The following is a 15,387-nucleotide window of genomic DNA, read 5'->3' as shown; positions in this document are numbered from 1 at the left end:
TGAAAGCTGGCGCAAAGGCGGCGTTCGCACCATGCGCGCCATGGCCGCCCCCGTCCCCATCCTGATGTACCACAACATCGCGCCGGTGCCGCAGGAACTCGCGCGCTGGCGCAGCCTGTACGTGCATCCGCGTTCGTTCGCGCGCCAGATGGCGCTGCTGAAGCGGCTCGGCTACGCCGGCCTGTCGATGAGCGCGGCGATGCCGTACCTGCGCGGCGAGCGGCAGGGTCGCGTCGTGGCGATCACGCTGGACGACGGCTACGCCGACAACCTGACGAACGCCCTGCCGGTATTGCAGCGCCACGGCTTCAGCGCCACCTGCTACGCGGTGAGCGGCGCACTGGGCCGCTACAACGACTGGGACGACGCCAAGCTCGGCGTACGCAAGCCGATGATGGACGCCGCGCAACTGCGTGCCTGGCACGCCGGCGGCATGGAGGTGGGCGCGCACACGCGCACGCATCCCCGCCTTCGCCAATGCAGCGATGCGCAACTGCGCGACGAGATCACCGGCAACAAGCATGACCTGGAGGACCTGACCGGCGCGCCGGTGACGCAGTTCTGCTACCCCTACGGCGATCACGACGACCGCGTGGTCGCCGCCACGCGCGAAGCCGGCTACGCGGCTGCCACCACGATCCGGCGCGGCCGCGCACAAGCGGGCGGCGACCTGTGGCGACTGCCGCGCGTGGCGGTGGCGCGCAGCCACATCCTGCCGCAGTTCGCGTGGCGCGCATTCACCGGCTACGAGGACAGGCGCGGATGAAATTCCTGTTCGCCGGCACCAGCCGCGAGAACGGCGGCGCCGAAGCCCACTTCGTCACCCTGACCCGGGCGCTGGCGACCGCCGGCCACACGGTCGAGGCGGTGGTGCATCCGGGTGCGCCGATGGCGCAGGCGCTGGCCGGTTCGGCGGTGCGCCTGCATGCAGGCCGTTTCCGCAACGTCTTCGACCTGCGCGGCTACCGCGCGATCATCGCCGCCGCGCGCCGGCTGAAGCCGGACTGGCTGGTCGGCAATTTCGGCAAGGAATACTGGCCGCTGATCCTGGTCGGCCACCTGCTCGGCATCCCGGTGGCGCTGTTCCGCCACCACCTCAAGCCGATGAACGACCTCTCGGCGCGGCTGGTGGCGCGCTGCGCGCAGCGCTTCTTCGCGGTGTCGCAATACGCGCGCCGCGACTACATCGAACACGGCATGCCCGCCGAGCGCGTGCAGGTGCTGTACAACCCGGTGGACATGGACCAGTGCCGGCCGGATCCCGCACAACGCGCCGCGCTGCTGCAGAGGCTGGGGCTGGACGAAAGCGCGATCGTGATGGGCTGCTTCGGCCGCCTGCATGCCGGCAAGGGCATCTACACCCTGCTCGACGCCGCCAACGCGGCGATGGTGCAGGAGCCCCGCCTGCACTGCCTGTGGCTGGGCGACGGCACCGACACGCAGCGACTGCGCGACAGCATCGCGGCCTCGCCGTTCGCCGAGCGCCACCATCAGCTCGGCTGGGTCGCCGACGTGGCTCCGTACTACAACGCACTATCGATGCTGGCCTTCCCCTCGATCGCGACGGAAGCCTTCGGCCGCACCCCGGTGGAGGCGCAGGCCTGCAACGTGCCGGTGCTGTGCAGCGATGCCTTCGGCATCCCGGAAACCCTGCAACCCGGCGTCACCGGCCTGCTGCTGCCGCCCGGCGACGCCGTGGCCTGGCGCGATGGCATCCTTTCGCTGTGCAACGACGCGAGGCGCCGGCCCATGGCAGCGGCCACGCGCGGCTTCGTGCTGCGGCACTTCAGCACGCTGGTGATCGCCACCGAATTCGTGCGCCGGCTGGGCAGTCCGTGGAGCTGAGCCTGACGCCATGGCCTTTGCGATCGTCCTTGATCGCGGAAATCAAACGGGCGGCCGTCCATGGCCGCAGCGCCGCGCCTCGTGCAGCTTGGCGTATTTCAGGAACACGTAGTTCGCGCCCACCACGCTGGCGATGAAGCCCGCCCAGCCGTTGAGGAAATAGCGTTTGAACAGGTACTGGCGGAGGAAGAACACCGGCGGATAGACCACCATGCGCAAGCCGGTGAAGCGCTGGCGGCGGCGCAGCTTGTGCGCCACCAGCGCGCTGCTGTAGCGGTTGATGCGCTCGATGCGGCTGGCGATGTCGGGGTCGCTGTCGTTGATGAAGTCGGCGCGCCACAGCGTCTTCACCGGGCCGTCGACTTCCATCGCGGAATGCACTTCCACGTCGTTCATGCGGCCGCGGCGACGGTCGTACAGCCGCAGATGTGTGTTGCGCCAGCTCCACGGATGCTGCACCGTCCAGAACATGCGCTCGCGGCGCGGCAGGCGGAAGCCCGCGTATTGCGGATTCGTCAACGCGCGCTCGATCACGGCACGGCTGGCGGGCGAAAGCACCTCGTCGGCGTCGAGATTCAGGATCCAGTCGTGGCTAGCCATGTCGATCGCGCGCTGCTTCTGCGGGCCGAATTCATCGAACGCATGCGTGGCCACGCGTGCGCCGCGGCGTTGCGCGATCGCCAGCGTGTCGTCGCTGGAGCCGGAATCCAGCACCACGATCTCGTCGGCCCAGTCCACGCCGGACAGGCAGGCGTCCAGCGTGGCCGCGTTGTTGAGGGTGATCACCACCACCGACAGCGGTTCACGCTGCATCGTGATGCTCCAAAGGAGGTGCTTCTTCGAAGAGCCCGGCAGGGATGCCGGCTGCGAACAGACTCGAACACCACAGTCCCAGCAGCCAGGCGAACAGCAGGCCCCACCATGCCGAATAGAAGGCCAGATGCGTGTTCAGCGGGAACAGCATCACGCCCAGCGCCAGCGTGACCGGAAACGCGCGTTCGCGCGCCGCCGCGCCCGCGCACCGCCATGCACGCCGCGCCAGCACCACCGCCGCCAGCCACAGCGCGAGACCGATGCCACCGGTTTCGGTGAGGATCTCCAGCACGACCTGGTGCGCGTGGCAGGCACCCTCGCCTTCGCCGCAGGACTCGGCCACCACGAAGTGGTCGTTCGCCGGCGCGAAGTGCGGGTAGGCGTAGCGGAACGCGCGCACGCCCACGCCGTTCCACGGGTGCGCGGCGACCATCTTCACGCTGTCGCGCCAGATGTCCAGCCGACCGGTGAGCGCCTCGTCCAGCCCATGATGCGTGCCGTGCAGCGCGTCCAGCGTGCGCTCCATGCGGGCCTCGAAGCGCGTCGAAGTCCGCCACGCGATGCCGCCAGCCAACACCAGCGTCACGGCGCCCAATGCGCAGTACAACGCGAAGCGGCGCCACGAGGCCGCCTCGCGCCACGCAAAGGCCAGCGCCACCAGCGCGTAGCACAGCCATGCCGCGCGCGAGCCGGCCAGCAGCACCGGTCCCAGCAGCAGCAGGAAGGCGACGACCAGCCCCGGCGGGCCCCAGTGCCGTCGCGCCGTCCACAGCGCGAACGGCGACAGCACCGCCAGCGTGGGCCCGAGCTTGAGGTTGTGCGCACCGAAGATGCCGGAGATGCGTTCGGCTTCGGCGTGCCCGCCCAGGCTCCAGCCGGTGAGCGCCTGCGTCCACGCATCCAGCACCCACCACGCCAGCACGCAGGCCACCGCCACGTACAGCGCCTGCAGGCGCCGCTCGCCACGGATCACAAGACAGGCGTACAGGCCCAACGGCAGATAGCGCAGCAGCGCGGCCACCGTGCCCCAGCTCTTGCCCGGCGCCAGCGAATCGAAGGCCGAGATCAGCGCTGCAGCGATGTAGGCCGCCAGCAGCCACAGCAGCAGCCGCGCGCCGGGCAGCTCGCGGCACGCCTGCGGCGCGCGCACCAGCAGCAGGACCGCTCCGACCAGGCAGAGGAAGGTGCCGAACTCGCTGCTGCGCCCGAACGGCAGCAACGCGATCACCAGCCAGAACGGCAGCAGCGGCGAGTGCAAGGCGGTCTTCAGGGAATCAGTCGCGAAGGTCATGCGGGAGCCGGCAAGACGACGAGTCCGCATTTTAGGGACGCGCCGATCCATTCTGCACAAACGTCACCGGCTCCGTCCGTTCGCGGGCCGCAGGATCATCGCCGAAGGCAGACCGGCCGTCTGTCGAGGCGATGGGCCGAAGGCATGCGGGCGGACAGAGCCGGCCCCAACGCATCGAATGAAATGACGGGGTGATGCCCCGAAGGCCGTCCGTGCAGAATGGATCAGAGGATCCCGGAGGAGGCGCGCGGTTCAGCCCGCCACCACGTCCCCGTACAGCGCCAGCGTGGCCTGCTGCATGTCCTCCAGCCGGTAGGACTGCAGCATCGGGATCGGCGGCGCCACGCGCAGCAGCTCGGCGGCGCGTTCCACCAGCCGCTCGCGGTCGCCCGGCGGCACCCGGCCGGCCGGGTACAGCTCGGCCAGCAGCTCGCCCACGCCGCCATGCGCGTAGCCCAGCACCGGCCGGCACAGCGCCAGCGCCTCGATCACGGTACGGCCGAAGGATTCGGGCTTGTTCGACAGCTGCAGGACCAGGCTGGAGATCGCGTAGACGTCGCGCACGTCGCTGCGCGGCGGCGTCAGCACTACCTGCGCCTCCACGCCACGCTCGCGGATCAGCCGGCGCAGTTCTTCCACGTAGGCTTCGCGGCCGGCCTCGATCACGCCCAGCAGCAGCAAGCGGGCGTCGATGCCGCGACGCTTCAGGTCGGCCAGCAACTCGATCGCATCGTGGTGCCCCTTGAGCCGGGTGCCGCGCCCCGGCAGGGTCAGCAAGGGTGCGCCGGCCAGCGCGGGGTATTCGGCGAAGAACGCCCGCTTCCACGCCTCGTCCGGGCGGTGGCCGTAGGGAAAAGCCACCGGGTCGATGCCGCGCGGGATCACCCGCACCCGGCCCGGTTCCAGCCAGCGGTAATGGCCCAACGCATAGTCGCGCAAGGTCTGCGAGACCACGATCACCCGCTCGCCGCGCAGCAGGATGGAACTGTAGCGTCCGGGCGTATTGAGTCCGTGCATCGTGGTGACGAAGTGCGGCCGCGGCTTGAGCCTCTTCAGCGCCCACCAGCCCAGCCAGGCCGGCAGGCGCGAGCGCGCATGCACGATGTCGGGATTCAGCTCGCGCAGGTGCCGGCGCAGGGCGCCGACCCGCAGCAGGGTGCCCGGCGACTTGCGGCCGATGTCCAGCGTGACGTGCTCGCTGCCCTCGGCCACCAGCTGCTCGACCAGGCGGCCGCCAGCCGAGATCACCACCGAGCGATGCCCCGCCTGCACCAGCGCGCGGGCGACTTCCAGCGCGGAACGCTCCGCGCCGCCGGATTGCAGCGCGGGGATCAGCTGGACGACGGTCAGTCGCGGTGCGGTATCGGCACTACCGGACATGGTTCCCGCCTGCGGGCCTGCATCCTGATGCATGAGCTTCATCCTGAAATCCAAGCAAGAACAATGCCGCCAGCACCCTGAACGGCGGGGCTAATCAGTCGCGCAGGACGTAACGTGCTCCGCAATAAGGACAAACCGACTCGCCACCATCGTCGACGATCGGCAGATACACCTTCGGATGCGAGTTCCACAGCACCATGCCCGGCATCGGGCAGGACAGCGGCAGGTCGGCGCGCGTCACTTCGTAACGATTTTCGGCATTCGACGGGATCGGCGTGACCGCCGCGGCAGAGACAGACATGGAGGTGGCTCCGGACTGGACACGAGGCCGCCAATGTTAGCAGGCCACCGCCTCCCGGCAGCGCTGCCGATCCACCGCCGGCAGCCATGCCCGAACCGCAGCCTCGCATCGCCGGACGCACTGCAGCAAAAAGCCCGCGCCGCTGCCGGCGCGGGCTTTTCATTGAGGCATGCCTCGGCTTACTTCGCCTTCGGCACCGCACCTTCGGTAGTGATGCGGATCTTGATCTCGTCGCTCACCATCGGCACGTAGGCACCCACGCCGAAATCCGAGCGCTTCAGCGTGGCGGTGGCGTCGAAGCCGATCGCCTGCGCCTTGGTCATCGGGTGCGGGCCCACCTTGTTCAGCGTGGCATCCAGCACCACCGGCTTGGTCACGCCGTGCACGGTGAGGTTGCCGGTCACCTTGAAGTGGTTGTCGCCCAGCGGTTCGACGCGGGTGCTCTTGAACGTCACCACCGGGTACTTGGCGGCATCGAAGAAATCGGCCTCCTTGAGGTGCTTGTCCAGCGCCGGCACGTGGGTGTCCAGCTTGTCCAGCGGCAGCGTCACATCCACCGAGGACTTCGCCGGATCCTGCTGGTCGTACACCAGCGTGCCCGCGCCCAGCCCGAAGTCGGCGGTGGGGTTGGAATAGCCGAAGTGGTTCCAGCTGAACAACACCATGGTGTGACCCGGATCCAGCTTGTAGGTGACCGGGCTGGCCTGGACGGTGGCTGCGGCGCCGATCAGGCCCGCGAGCAGGAGGCAACGAAACACGCGCATGGAAGTTCTCCGCGATGGGTGGATGAAGGGAAAGTCGCCGGCACCCGTGGCGACGCCTCGGAAGAACGGTCGATCACGGGTATTCTCCGGTTCGCCGGCTGGACGACAACAGTGCCGACCGTCAGTGTATAGACACGCCGCCACGCCAGAAACGCGATCAGGAGCAACGCAGCGTGTACGCACGGGAAACAATCCAGCGGCGCCTCCCGTCATGCCCGGCATGAGGGCGGAGTGCTGGGCCATCACCGATGCCTCCGCGGGCAACCAGCGGCAGGCGCTGGCGCTGGCCGAACTGATGGACCTGCCGGTGCGCCACCTCTTGCTGGAACCGCGTGCGCCGTGGTCGTGGCTGGCGCCGCGCTTCGCGCTGGGCGGCCGTCTGGCGCTGCCCGCGCACCAGCAGGCCCTGTTCGCGCCGCCGTGGCCGCAATGGGTGATCGGCTGCGGACGCGCCGCCGCCCTGTTCACCCGCATGCTGCGTCGCCTCTCGCACGGACAGTGCCACACCGTGCAGATCCTCGACCCGCGCATCGATCCGGCGCACTGGGACGTGGTGATCGCGCCGCGCCACGACCAGCTCGCCGGCCCCAACGTGCTCACCCCGCTGGGCTCGCTGAACCCGGTGGACGAGGACTGGCTGGCCGACGGCCGCGACGCCTGTCCCGCTTTCGAGGATCTGCCGCAACCGCGCGTGGGCGTGCTGCTGGGTGGCCCGCGCAAACAGCTGACGCTGGATGCGGACTACGCGCGCGGACTGGCCGCGCACTTGCTCGCCCGTCACGGCCGAGAGGGTGGCAGCCTGCTCGTGCTGGCCTCGCGCCGCACGCCGGCGGACGTGCTGGAGCTGTTCCGCCACGCGCTGGCCGGGGTGCCGGGACTGGTGTGGTCCGGGCCCGATGACGGCCGCAACCCCTACCCCGGCGTGCTCGGCTGGGCAGACCGGCTGGTGGTCACGCCCGACTCGGTGAACATGCTGAGCGAGGCGTGCGCGGTGGGTTGCGCCGTGCACACCCATGTCGCCGCGCCGCTGCCGGACAAGCTGGCGCGCTTCCACCACGCCCTGCGCGAACGCGGGCTGCTGCACGAACTCGATGCGATTGCCCCCGCCCGCCAGCCGCCGCTGCGCGAAACCGCCGCGACCGCGGCCGAGCTGCGCCGTCGCATGGCCGGACGCTGATCCAGCCGCGCTATCGCGGAACAAGATCTTCATCTTCGCATCGCGCGGCATTCACGACTGCTGCACCGTGACCCGTCGTCCAATAGTGGCGTATGCCCGGCAACGCACAAGGTTTCGGACGCCAGCCTGGCCATCGACGCGCATCCCACCGGGAGGCTGGCGGCCAGCATCGCACCATCACCGCATGGTGCGAATCCAGAGAGGAGGTGTCGTCATGATTCTGTTCGACGCGTTTGCCAGCTCTCCGCATGCCTGCGAAGTCATCACGCGCAGCGACCACATGCCCACCAAGCTCGAGCGCTACGCCGACTGGGCGCGCAAGTTCTACGGCGGCGGTTACCACGAATCCAGCAAGGACAGCCGCGAATCGATCGAGTACGTGGCGGGCAGGCCCCTGGCGGCACCCGCGCTCCTGCACTGAGCACGGGATCGCTCGACAACTGCAAGCGGCCGGCACGACTGCCGGCCGCTGCCACGTCACGCCGTTCCCCACGCCTCTCAGTCGAACGCGAAGCCCAGTGCCCGGGTGACCGCGGCCACTTCACCGCACACGGTTTCCAGTGCGCCGTCCCGCGGCGTGATGCGCGGGCGCGCGTCCAGCGTGCAGGCAAGTGCGCGTTGCAGCAGCATCGCGTGCGCTTGCGCCAGCATGGACGACTGCGCCGCATCGAGCAGGCCCGTGTCGCGGCAGGCGGCAAGCAGCGCGGCGCTGGAAGTGACGCCGAGCAGGGCCGGATGCCGCGTCGCACCTGCCAGCACCAGCCCCTGCAGCGCGAACTCGATGTCGAGCAGCGCGCCATGGCCCTGCTTGAGGTCCAGGTTCACCGCATCGGAGCGGTCGCGCTCGGCGCGCCAGCGGCGGCGCATCTGGCTCACCTCGTCGAGCACCGTGGCGCGCTCGCGCGGCACGCCGAGGATGTCGCGACGCACCGCGGCCAGCGCCGCACCCAGCGCGGCATCGCCGGCCACCGGGCGGGCACGCAGCAGCGCCTGGTGCTCCCAGGTCCACGCTCGGCTCTGCTGGTATGCGACGAAGGCGTCGAGGCTGCCCACCAGCAGCCCCTTGGAACCATCCGGACGCAAGCGCGTGTCCACCTCGTACAGGCGGCCGGCGCGGGTGGGAATGGTGAGCCAGTTCATCACGCGCTGGGCGAGGCGCTGATACCAGCGCGCACCTTCGATCGGCCGTGCGCCGTCGCTCATCGCCTGCGCGCGACGGCCGTCGTAGACGAACACCAGGTCGAGATCGGAGGCGAAGCCCAGTTCCTCGCCGCCGAGGCTGCCATAACCCAGCACCGCGAAACCGGAGCCCTCGCCCGGCAGGCGGCCGTGCTGCGCGACCAGCTCGCGCTCGGCCAGTGCGGTGACCGCGCCCACCACCGATTCGGCCAGCGCGGCGAGCCGGCGCGCGGTGGCCGCCGCGTCGGCACGGCCGTCGTTGAAGGCGAGGCCGAGGCGGAACGCGGTGGAGGACTGGAACTCGTTGATGCGCTCCAGTTCGGCCTCGGCCTCGCGCTCCTCCAGCGTGGCCAGCACGCGGGCGATCTCGGCGGCGATGTCGGCGCGCTTCAGCGGCAACTGGTCGATGCGCGGATCGAGCACGTCGTCCAGCAGCAGCGGCTGCGCGATCACCTGCCCGGCGAGCAGGGCGCTGTCGGCAAACAGCGCGACCAGCCGCTTGCGTGCGGCGGGTTGCTCCTCCAGCAAGGCAAGATAGGACGAGCGCCGCGCCACCGCCTGGGTCAGCCGGCACAACCGCAGCAGGCAGGGCACCGGCGCCGCGCTGCCGCGCGCGGCAGCGATCAGCTGCGGCATCAGGTGGTCCAGCCGCTCGCGCGAGCGCGCCGACATCGCGCGCACCGCGCCGCCCTGCGGCAGCTTGGCCAGCGCGTCGGCCACTTCCGCGCCCGGCACGAAACCGCTGGCTTCCAGCGTGCCGGCCTCCAGCGTGCCGGCACAGGCGGCCTGCCACAGCGCGGCGTCCGCCTGCGGCACACTGGCGCCGCGCCCGCCCTGCGGCATCAGCACCGCGGCGAACTCGGTGGCGACGATCTCGCGATGCTGCGCCAGTTCCGCGGCCAGCGGTTCCCACGCCGCCTGGTCCAGCCCGAACGCGATGCGCTCGCGGCTCAGCGCGTCGTCGGGGATATCGTGGGCCTGCGCGTCGCGCAACATCTGCACGCGGTTTTCCAGCCGGCGCAGGAACACGTAGGCCTCGCGCAGTGCCTTCGCGCGCGCGGCGGGGATGTGGCCGCGCGCCTCGCAGGCGGCCAGCGCCGGCAGCAGGCCGCGCACTCGCAGGCTCGGCTCGCGGCCGCCGCGGATCAGTTGCGTGAGCTGCACGATGAACTCGATCTCGCGGATGCCGCCGGAGCCGAGCTTGAGGTTGTCCGAGAGATCCTTGCGCGCCACTTCGGCGTCGATCAGCGCCTTCATCTCGCGCAGGCCGGCGAACGCGGTGTAGTCGAGGTACTTGCGGTAGATGAAGGGCCGCAGCAGCTCCTGCAGCCGCTTGCCCGCCGCGCGGTCGCCGGCCACCGGGCGCGCCTTGATCCAGGCGTAGCGCTCCCAGTCGCGGCCCTCGCGCTGGTAGTACTGCTCCATCGCGCTGAACGACAGCGCGAGCCGCCCCGCGTTGCCGAACGGGCGCAGGCGCAGATCGACACGCGCGCAGATGCCGTCCACCGTGGGCTCGCCCAGCAGACGCACCAGCTGCCGGCCCAGCCGCACGAAGTACTCGCCGTTGTCGAGCACGCGCGCGCCATCGCTCTCGCCACCGTGCGGATAGGCCAGCACCAGGTCGATGTCGGAGGAGAAATTGAGCTCGGCACCACCCAGCTTGCCGAAGCCCACCACCACCAGCCGCTGCCGCTCGCCCTCGCGGCTGCGTGCATGGCCGTAGCGGGCGGCCAGCGCACGTTCGGACCAGCCCAGCGCCGCCTCCAGCAGTACCTCGTACAGCACGCTGGTGGCGGACAGGGTCTCCGGCAGTTCGTCCAGCCCGTTGACGTCGCGAAACACCAGCCGCAACGCCTCGGCGTGACGGAAGCGGCGCAGCGCGGCCAGCGTCGGCGCCTCGTCCTCCGGCAGCTTCACCGCCTCGATGCGCGCGGCGGCGTCGGCGTTCGAACGCAGGCGCTCCAGCCCCGCGGGTGACAGCAGCGCAGGCTGGGCGCGCCACGCCTCGAACGCAAAGTCGCTGGCCGCGAGCGTGCGGCGGATGCGCTCAGCCACGCCGGCGTCGTCGTGCAGCGGCACGCCGGCGGCACGGCAGCAGGCGGCCAGTTCGGCATAGCGGTCGTCGATCAGGGCGCGCAGCGCGGAGGATTCATGGGTGGAGACAGGCATCCGGCCATTGTGCCGCAGCCGTGGCAGGGACCGGCAACGCGGCCAGTACACCGCCCGCGTACTGGCGCGTTGCAACAAGGGTGACATGTCGGCTGCCACCGCCCCCCCCTGAAAACAATCGATTCATGTCATTCTGATTACTGTTTCTTTTCCTTTGCGATCGTCCTGATCGCGAAGATCACACCTGCGGCCACCCATGACCGCACCCTTCAAGCAGCCCCATGACAACCGAGTCCCCCGGTTACGCCATGATTCCATCCGCCACCTCCGCTCTTCGCCGCACCGCGCCGCGCATCGCCCTGATCCTGGTGACGGCACTGGCCTTCGTGCTGCTCACCGGCCTGCTCGACGGTGGCGCGGGCGTGTTGCCGCTGCGTCTGCTGGACCAGCCGCGCTTCCCCCTCGCCAACGCGTGGCCCGGCCTGCTGTGCGCCGGGCTGCTGTTGGTGATGACGCGCCGCCTGCTGCTCTCGTTCGGGCTGGCCTACCTGCTGCAGGGGCTGATCTACGGCGTCAGCGCGCTGAAGGCGGCAAATCTCGGCACGCCGCTGCTGCCAGCGGATTTCCGCATGGCGGGCCAGTTGCGCAAGGGCGGCTTCCACGTGCTGGCCGGCTACCTGCCGCACAGCCCGTGGCCGTATCTGGCGATGGTCGGCGGCGTGCTGATCCTGGTCGCGATGTGGCGGCTGGAGCCGCCGCTGTTCGAGCGCCGCACCGGCGGCAAGCGCCTCGTGGCCGGCGGCGTGCTGGCGCTGCTGCTGGGCAGCCTGCTCGGTGGCTGGAGCGGCTGGGCGAAAATCTACAACGGCCGCGTGCTGTGGCTGGAGCCGTGGTCGGCCGCTTCCACCCGCGTGCATGCCGGCCTGCTCAGCGAACTGGTGATGTTCCACCTGCAATACGGCCAGCAGAAGCCGAAGCCCGACCGCGCCATCGCCGAGCAGCTGATCGGCCAGTCCGCCGACGCGCTGCGCCAGCACCTGCAGATGCCGAATGCCAGCGTGCTGCCCGACATCGTGGTGATCCAGAGCGAATCGTTCTTCGACCCGAGCATCATGAAGGGCTACGCGCACGACGATCTCGCGCCCAACCTGCACCGGCTCGCACGGCACGGCATCAGCGGCGCGCTGCACGTGCCCACCTTCGGCGGCGGCACCATCCGCACCGAGTTCGAGGTGCTCACCGGCCTGTCGCTGCGCTACTTCGACAACCTGCAGTTCCCCTACCTGCAGATCGGCCGCAAGCCGCTGCCCAGCCTCGTCCGCGTGCTGGACGAGCATGGCTACGCCACGGTGGCGGTACACGGCAACGACCCCACGTTCTGGAACCGCGACACCGCGTTCAAGACGCTGGGCTTCCAGCGCTTCGTGTCGCAATCCGCGTTCCCGCCCGATGCGCCGAACGACGGCAAATACATGGCCGACAGCGCGATGACCGACGAGATCATGCGCCAGCTCAAGGACAGCGGGCCGCCGCAATTCATCTTCGCGATCAGCATCGAGGCGCACGGCCCCTACGACGTGGAGCCGAAGGACACCGCCGCCCGCGACGCCATCGCGGTGCCCGCGGGCATCGAAGGCAGGAACAAGCGGGAGCTGCAGGACTACCTCTACCACATGCAGCACGCCGACCAGGAACTCGGCCGGCTCTCCGCATGGCTTGCCAGGCGCCAGCGACCCACCCTGTTGCTGTTCTACGGCGACCACCTGCCCGCGCTCACCGACAGCTACCGCATCGACGGTTTCGTCAACGGACAGGACATGCTCGCGCAGGCCGGCACCTGGCTGCTGGTCGATCCGCACGCCACCGGCAATGCCGTGCACGAGGACACCGCGTCATGGTTGTTGCCCGGCAAGCTGCTCGCCGCCGCCGGCATCCACGACGATCCCTACTACGCACTCACCGAACTGCTCGGCCCGCCACTGGCCGCGCTCACCCGCGCGCCCGGCGCCCCGCAGCCGGACCAGGGCGCCACCACCCAGAAGCTCGACCAGTCCATGGCCAGCGTCGAGCAGCTGCGCATGAGCCGCAAGCTGGCCGGGGTGCTGGCGAAGCTCGTGCAACCGGCAGCCCCGACCGCCATGGCACACGCCCCCTCAACTGCGCCGGCAACGGCGCAGCCCTGAGCCGCATCGGCCATGCCGGGGCATTGAACGGATTCTGAAGGCACCCGCAGCGAATTCAGGCGACAGCACCGCGCCGCGCCTAGCGCAGCCTGTACCGCGCCACCATATGCGCGCGGCAATGCACGCGCTTGAACGAAAGCGCCGATCTCTGTCGCCACCCTCAAGCCGCCCGCACTGCCAGCTCAATGCGATACCCCACCGCATTGAGCGCGGCTTCGACCTGTTCCAATTTGGAGCTGTGCCTTAGATCGAGCAGGCGGTCGATTTGCGGCATGTGCATGTCGAGCAGGCGCGCGAGATCGGCCTTGCGCATGTGCTTTGCCTGCATTGCCTGATACAGGCCGAGCTTGGCTACGGCCAGCGGCGGCAAGCCAGCGAGGCGCCGACCACGTTGCCGCCTCAGCCACCGCTGGAACTCGCTGCATTCCATCGGCCCGTCCCTGCATGCGCGAACTCAACACAGCAACATTTTTGTTGCATGGTGACAGACAAAGAAAAACCCCGCCGCAGCGGGGTTTTTCGTGTTGCGCTGCTCTTGGCGAGCAGGGCGGCCATGGGTGGCCGCTTTTTGATTCATGCCATCGGGGACGATGGCAGGGATGACGGCATCAGAAATCCATGCCGCCCATGCCGCCCATGCCACCGGGGGCGCCGCCGTGGTTGTGCTCTTCCTTCTTCGGCAGCTCGGCCACCATCGCTTCGGTGGTGATGGCGAGGCCGGCCACGGAGGAGGCGTACTGCAGCGCCGAACGGGTGACCTTGGTCGGGTCCAGGATGCCGAACTCGATCATGTCGCCGAACTCGCCGGTGGCGGCGTTGTAGCCGTAGTTGCCCTTGCCTTCCTTGACCTGGTTGACGATCACGGACGGCTCGGCGCCGGCGTTGAACACGATCTCGCGCAGCGGCGCTTCCAGCGCGCGGCGGGTGATGGCGATGCCGAGGTTCTGGTCCTCGTTGTCGCCCTTCAGGTTCTCGATCGCCTTCAGCGAGCGGATCAGCGCCACGCCGCCGCCCGGCACCACGCCTTCCTCGACGGCCGCACGGGTGGCGTGCAGGGCGTCTTCGACGCGGGCCTTCTTTTCCTTCATCTCGACCTCGGTGGCGGCGCCGACCTTGATGACGGCCACGCCGCCGGCCAGCTTGGCCACGCGCTCCTGCAGCTTCTCGCGGTCGTAGTCGGAGGAGGTCTCCTCGATCTGCGCCTTGATCTGCTTGATGCGGGCCTGGATCTTCTCGGCTTCGCCGGCACCGTCGATGATGGTGCTGTTTTCCTTGGTCACCACGATCTTCTTGGCGCGGCCCAGATCGGCCACGGTGGCCTTCTCGAGCTGCAGGCCCACTTCCTCGGAGATCACCTGGCCGTTGGTGAGGATGGCCATGTCTTCCAGCATCGCCTTGCGACGGTCACCGAAGCCCGGCGCCTTGACGGCGGCGACCTTGACGATGCCGCGGATGGTGTTGACCACCAGGGTCGCCAGCGCCTCGCCTTCCACTTCCTCGGCGACGATCAGCAGCGGCTTGCCGGCCTTGGCCACGCCCTCGAGCACGGGCAGCAGCTCGCGCACGTTGGAGATCTTCTTGTCGTACAGCAGGATGAACGGGTCTTCCAGCTCGACCTGCTGGCTCTGCTGGTTGTTGATGAAGTACGGCGACAGGTAGCCGCGGTCGAACTGCATGCCCTCGACCACGTCCAGCTCGTTGTCCAGGCCCGAGCCTTCCTCGACGGTGATCACGCCTTCCTTGCCGACCTTCTTCATCGCGGTGGCGATGATGTCGCCGATCGCGCTGTCGGAGTTGGCGGAGATGGTGCCGACCTGGGCGATCGCCTTGTCGTCGGCGGTGGGCTTGCTGAGGCTCTTCAGCTCGGCCACGGCCGCGATCACGGCCTTGTCGATGCCGCGCTTCAGGTCCATCGGGTTGATGCCGGCGGCGACGGCCTTCATGCCCTCGCGGATGAACGCCTGCGCCAGCACGGTGGCGGTGGTGGTGCCGTCACCGGCATTGTCGGAGGTCTTCGAGGCGGCTTCCTTGACGATCTGCGCGCCCATGTTCTCGTAGGCGTCGGCCAGCTCGATCTCCTTCGCCACGGACACGCCGTCCTTGGTGACGGTGGGGGCGCCGAAGCTCTTCTGCAGCACGACGTTGCGGCCCTTCGGGCCCAGGGTGACCTTGACGGCGTTGGCGAGCGTGTTCACGCCCTTGAGGATGCGCGAGCGGGCGTCTTCGCCGAAGCGGACTTCTTTAGCGGCCATAAAATTTTTCCTTGAAAAATTTTGAAATAAGTAAAGGGGTTTGTCGTTTCGAAAGCGTTGCCGGAGCTAGCTTCTGGCGACGGGCGAGCGCGA

The 15,387-nt window shown here is 69.2% G+C and carries 13 protein-coding genes; 5 read left to right on the top strand and 8 right to left on the bottom strand.

The features are described 5' to 3' along the window. Positions 1–31 precede the first annotated feature (31 nt). Both ABQJ56_RS15045 and ABQJ56_RS15040 read left to right on the top strand, forming a co-directional pair. Positions 32–766 carry a polysaccharide deacetylase family protein gene (locus tag ABQJ56_RS15045; protein ID WP_437343437.1) on the top strand — a complete coding sequence of 245 codons (735 nt, stop codon included), beginning with the start codon at positions 32–34 and terminating at the stop codon, positions 764–766. Beyond that, positions 763–1,845, top strand: coding sequence for a glycosyltransferase family 4 protein (locus ABQJ56_RS15040; protein WP_367845835.1), 1,083 nt, complete (start codon positions 763–765; stop codon positions 1,843–1,845). Before ABQJ56_RS15045 ends, ABQJ56_RS15040 begins: the two co-directional genes overlap by 4 nt. Positions 1,846–1,887: 42 nt before the next feature. Here the strand turns inward: ABQJ56_RS15040 and ABQJ56_RS15035 are convergent, their stop codons facing one another. From ABQJ56_RS15035 to ABQJ56_RS15015, 5 genes are all read right to left on the bottom strand, one after another. Continuing rightward, the gene (locus ABQJ56_RS15035) at positions 1,888–2,658 is read right to left on the bottom strand and encodes a glycosyltransferase family 2 protein (protein ID WP_367845834.1); all 771 of its coding nucleotides are present in this window, start codon (positions 2,656–2,658) and stop codon (positions 1,888–1,890) included. Beyond that, on the bottom strand, positions 2,648–3,949 hold the full coding sequence (locus tag ABQJ56_RS15030; RefSeq protein WP_367845833.1) for an O-antigen ligase family protein: 1,302 nt from the start codon (positions 3,947–3,949) through the stop codon (positions 2,648–2,650). The genes ABQJ56_RS15035 and ABQJ56_RS15030 overlap by 11 nt, the downstream gene beginning before the upstream one ends. Before the next feature lie 252 nt (positions 3,950–4,201). Further along, positions 4,202–5,362 (bottom strand): glycosyltransferase, encoded by a 1,161-nt coding sequence (locus ABQJ56_RS15025; protein WP_437343439.1) that lies wholly within the window; start codon positions 5,360–5,362, stop codon positions 4,202–4,204. A 61-nt stretch (positions 5,363–5,423) separates the two neighbouring features. Then, entirely contained in the window at positions 5,424–5,630 is a 207-nt protein-coding gene (locus ABQJ56_RS15020; RefSeq protein WP_367845832.1) for a zinc-finger domain-containing protein, read from the bottom strand. A gap of 179 nt (positions 5,631–5,809) precedes the next feature. Continuing rightward, a complete protein-coding gene (locus ABQJ56_RS15015) occupies positions 5,810–6,394 on the bottom strand; it encodes a YceI family protein (protein WP_367845831.1) in 585 nt (194 codons plus the stop codon). A 211-nt stretch (positions 6,395–6,605) separates the two neighbouring features. Here ABQJ56_RS15015 and ABQJ56_RS15010 point away from each other — a divergent pair, with 211 nt between their 5' ends. Further along, a complete protein-coding gene (locus ABQJ56_RS15010) occupies positions 6,606–7,571 on the top strand; it encodes a mitochondrial fission ELM1 family protein (protein ID WP_367845830.1) in 966 nt (321 codons plus the stop codon). 214 nt (positions 7,572–7,785) lie between these two features. After that, entirely contained in the window at positions 7,786–7,992 is a 207-nt protein-coding gene (locus tag ABQJ56_RS15005) for a hypothetical protein (protein ID WP_367845829.1), read from the top strand. A gap of 77 nt (positions 7,993–8,069) precedes the next feature. On the opposite strand, the gene glnE is transcribed toward ABQJ56_RS15005, so the two are convergent. After that, positions 8,070–10,919, bottom strand: coding sequence for a bifunctional [glutamate--ammonia ligase]-adenylyl-L-tyrosine phosphorylase/[glutamate--ammonia-ligase] adenylyltransferase (glnE, locus tag ABQJ56_RS15000; protein WP_367845828.1), 2,850 nt, complete (start codon positions 10,917–10,919; stop codon positions 8,070–8,072). Between the two features lie 248 nt (positions 10,920–11,167). Between glnE and ABQJ56_RS14995 the strand changes: the two genes are divergently transcribed. Then, positions 11,168–13,042, top strand: a complete 1,875-nt coding sequence (locus tag ABQJ56_RS14995; RefSeq protein ID WP_367845827.1) for an LTA synthase family protein — start codon at positions 11,168–11,170, stop codon at positions 13,040–13,042. A gap of 160 nt (positions 13,043–13,202) precedes the next feature. Here the strand turns inward: ABQJ56_RS14995 and ABQJ56_RS14990 are convergent, their stop codons facing one another. Together ABQJ56_RS14990 and groL are read right to left on the bottom strand one after the other, a co-directional pair. Then, positions 13,203–13,472, bottom strand: a complete 270-nt coding sequence (locus tag ABQJ56_RS14990; protein WP_367845826.1) for a hypothetical protein — start codon at positions 13,470–13,472, stop codon at positions 13,203–13,205. Between the two features lie 178 nt (positions 13,473–13,650). Beyond that, the gene (gene groL, locus ABQJ56_RS14985) at positions 13,651–15,294 is read right to left on the bottom strand and encodes a chaperonin GroEL (RefSeq protein WP_192162384.1); all 1,644 of its coding nucleotides are present in this window, start codon (positions 15,292–15,294) and stop codon (positions 13,651–13,653) included. Positions 15,295–15,387: the final 93 nt, after the last annotated feature.

The sequence above is a fragment of the Rhodanobacter geophilus genome (genome assembly GCF_040812275.1).
Lineage (GTDB): Bacteria > Pseudomonadota > Gammaproteobacteria > Xanthomonadales > Rhodanobacteraceae > Rhodanobacter_A > Rhodanobacter_A geophilus.
Note: the sequence above shows the minus strand (reverse complement) of the source record. Positions and strands in the feature narration are given on the sequence as shown.

Coding starts and splice junctions, on each gene's coding strand:
- ABQJ56_RS15045 (WP_437343437.1), top strand. CDS start 32: ATGCGCGCCATGGCCGCCCCCGTCCCCATCCTGATGTACCACAACATC.
- ABQJ56_RS15040 (WP_367845835.1), top strand. CDS start 763: ATGAAATTCCTGTTCGCCGGCACCAGCCGCGAGAACGGCGGCGCCGAA.
- ABQJ56_RS15035 (WP_367845834.1), bottom strand. CDS start 2,658: ATGCAGCGTGAACCGCTGTCGGTGGTGGTGATCACCCTCAACAACGCG.
- ABQJ56_RS15030 (WP_367845833.1), bottom strand. CDS start 3,949: ATGACCTTCGCGACTGATTCCCTGAAGACCGCCTTGCACTCGCCGCTG.
- ABQJ56_RS15025 (WP_437343439.1), bottom strand. CDS start 5,362: ATGCATCAGGATGCAGGCCCGCAGGCGGGAACCATGTCCGGTAGTGCC.
- ABQJ56_RS15020 (WP_367845832.1), bottom strand. CDS start 5,630: ATGTCTGTCTCTGCCGCGGCGGTCACGCCGATCCCGTCGAATGCCGAA.
- ABQJ56_RS15015 (WP_367845831.1), bottom strand. CDS start 6,394: ATGCGCGTGTTTCGTTGCCTCCTGCTCGCGGGCCTGATCGGCGCCGCA.
- ABQJ56_RS15010 (WP_367845830.1), top strand. CDS start 6,606: ATGCCCGGCATGAGGGCGGAGTGCTGGGCCATCACCGATGCCTCCGCG.
- ABQJ56_RS15005 (WP_367845829.1), top strand. CDS start 7,786: ATGATTCTGTTCGACGCGTTTGCCAGCTCTCCGCATGCCTGCGAAGTC.
- glnE (WP_367845828.1), bottom strand. CDS start 10,919: ATGCCTGTCTCCACCCATGAATCCTCCGCGCTGCGCGCCCTGATCGAC.
- ABQJ56_RS14995 (WP_367845827.1), top strand. CDS start 11,168: ATGATTCCATCCGCCACCTCCGCTCTTCGCCGCACCGCGCCGCGCATC.
- ABQJ56_RS14990 (WP_367845826.1), bottom strand. CDS start 13,472: ATGGAATGCAGCGAGTTCCAGCGGTGGCTGAGGCGGCAACGTGGTCGG.
- groL (WP_192162384.1), bottom strand. CDS start 15,294: ATGGCCGCTAAAGAAGTCCGCTTCGGCGAAGACGCCCGCTCGCGCATC.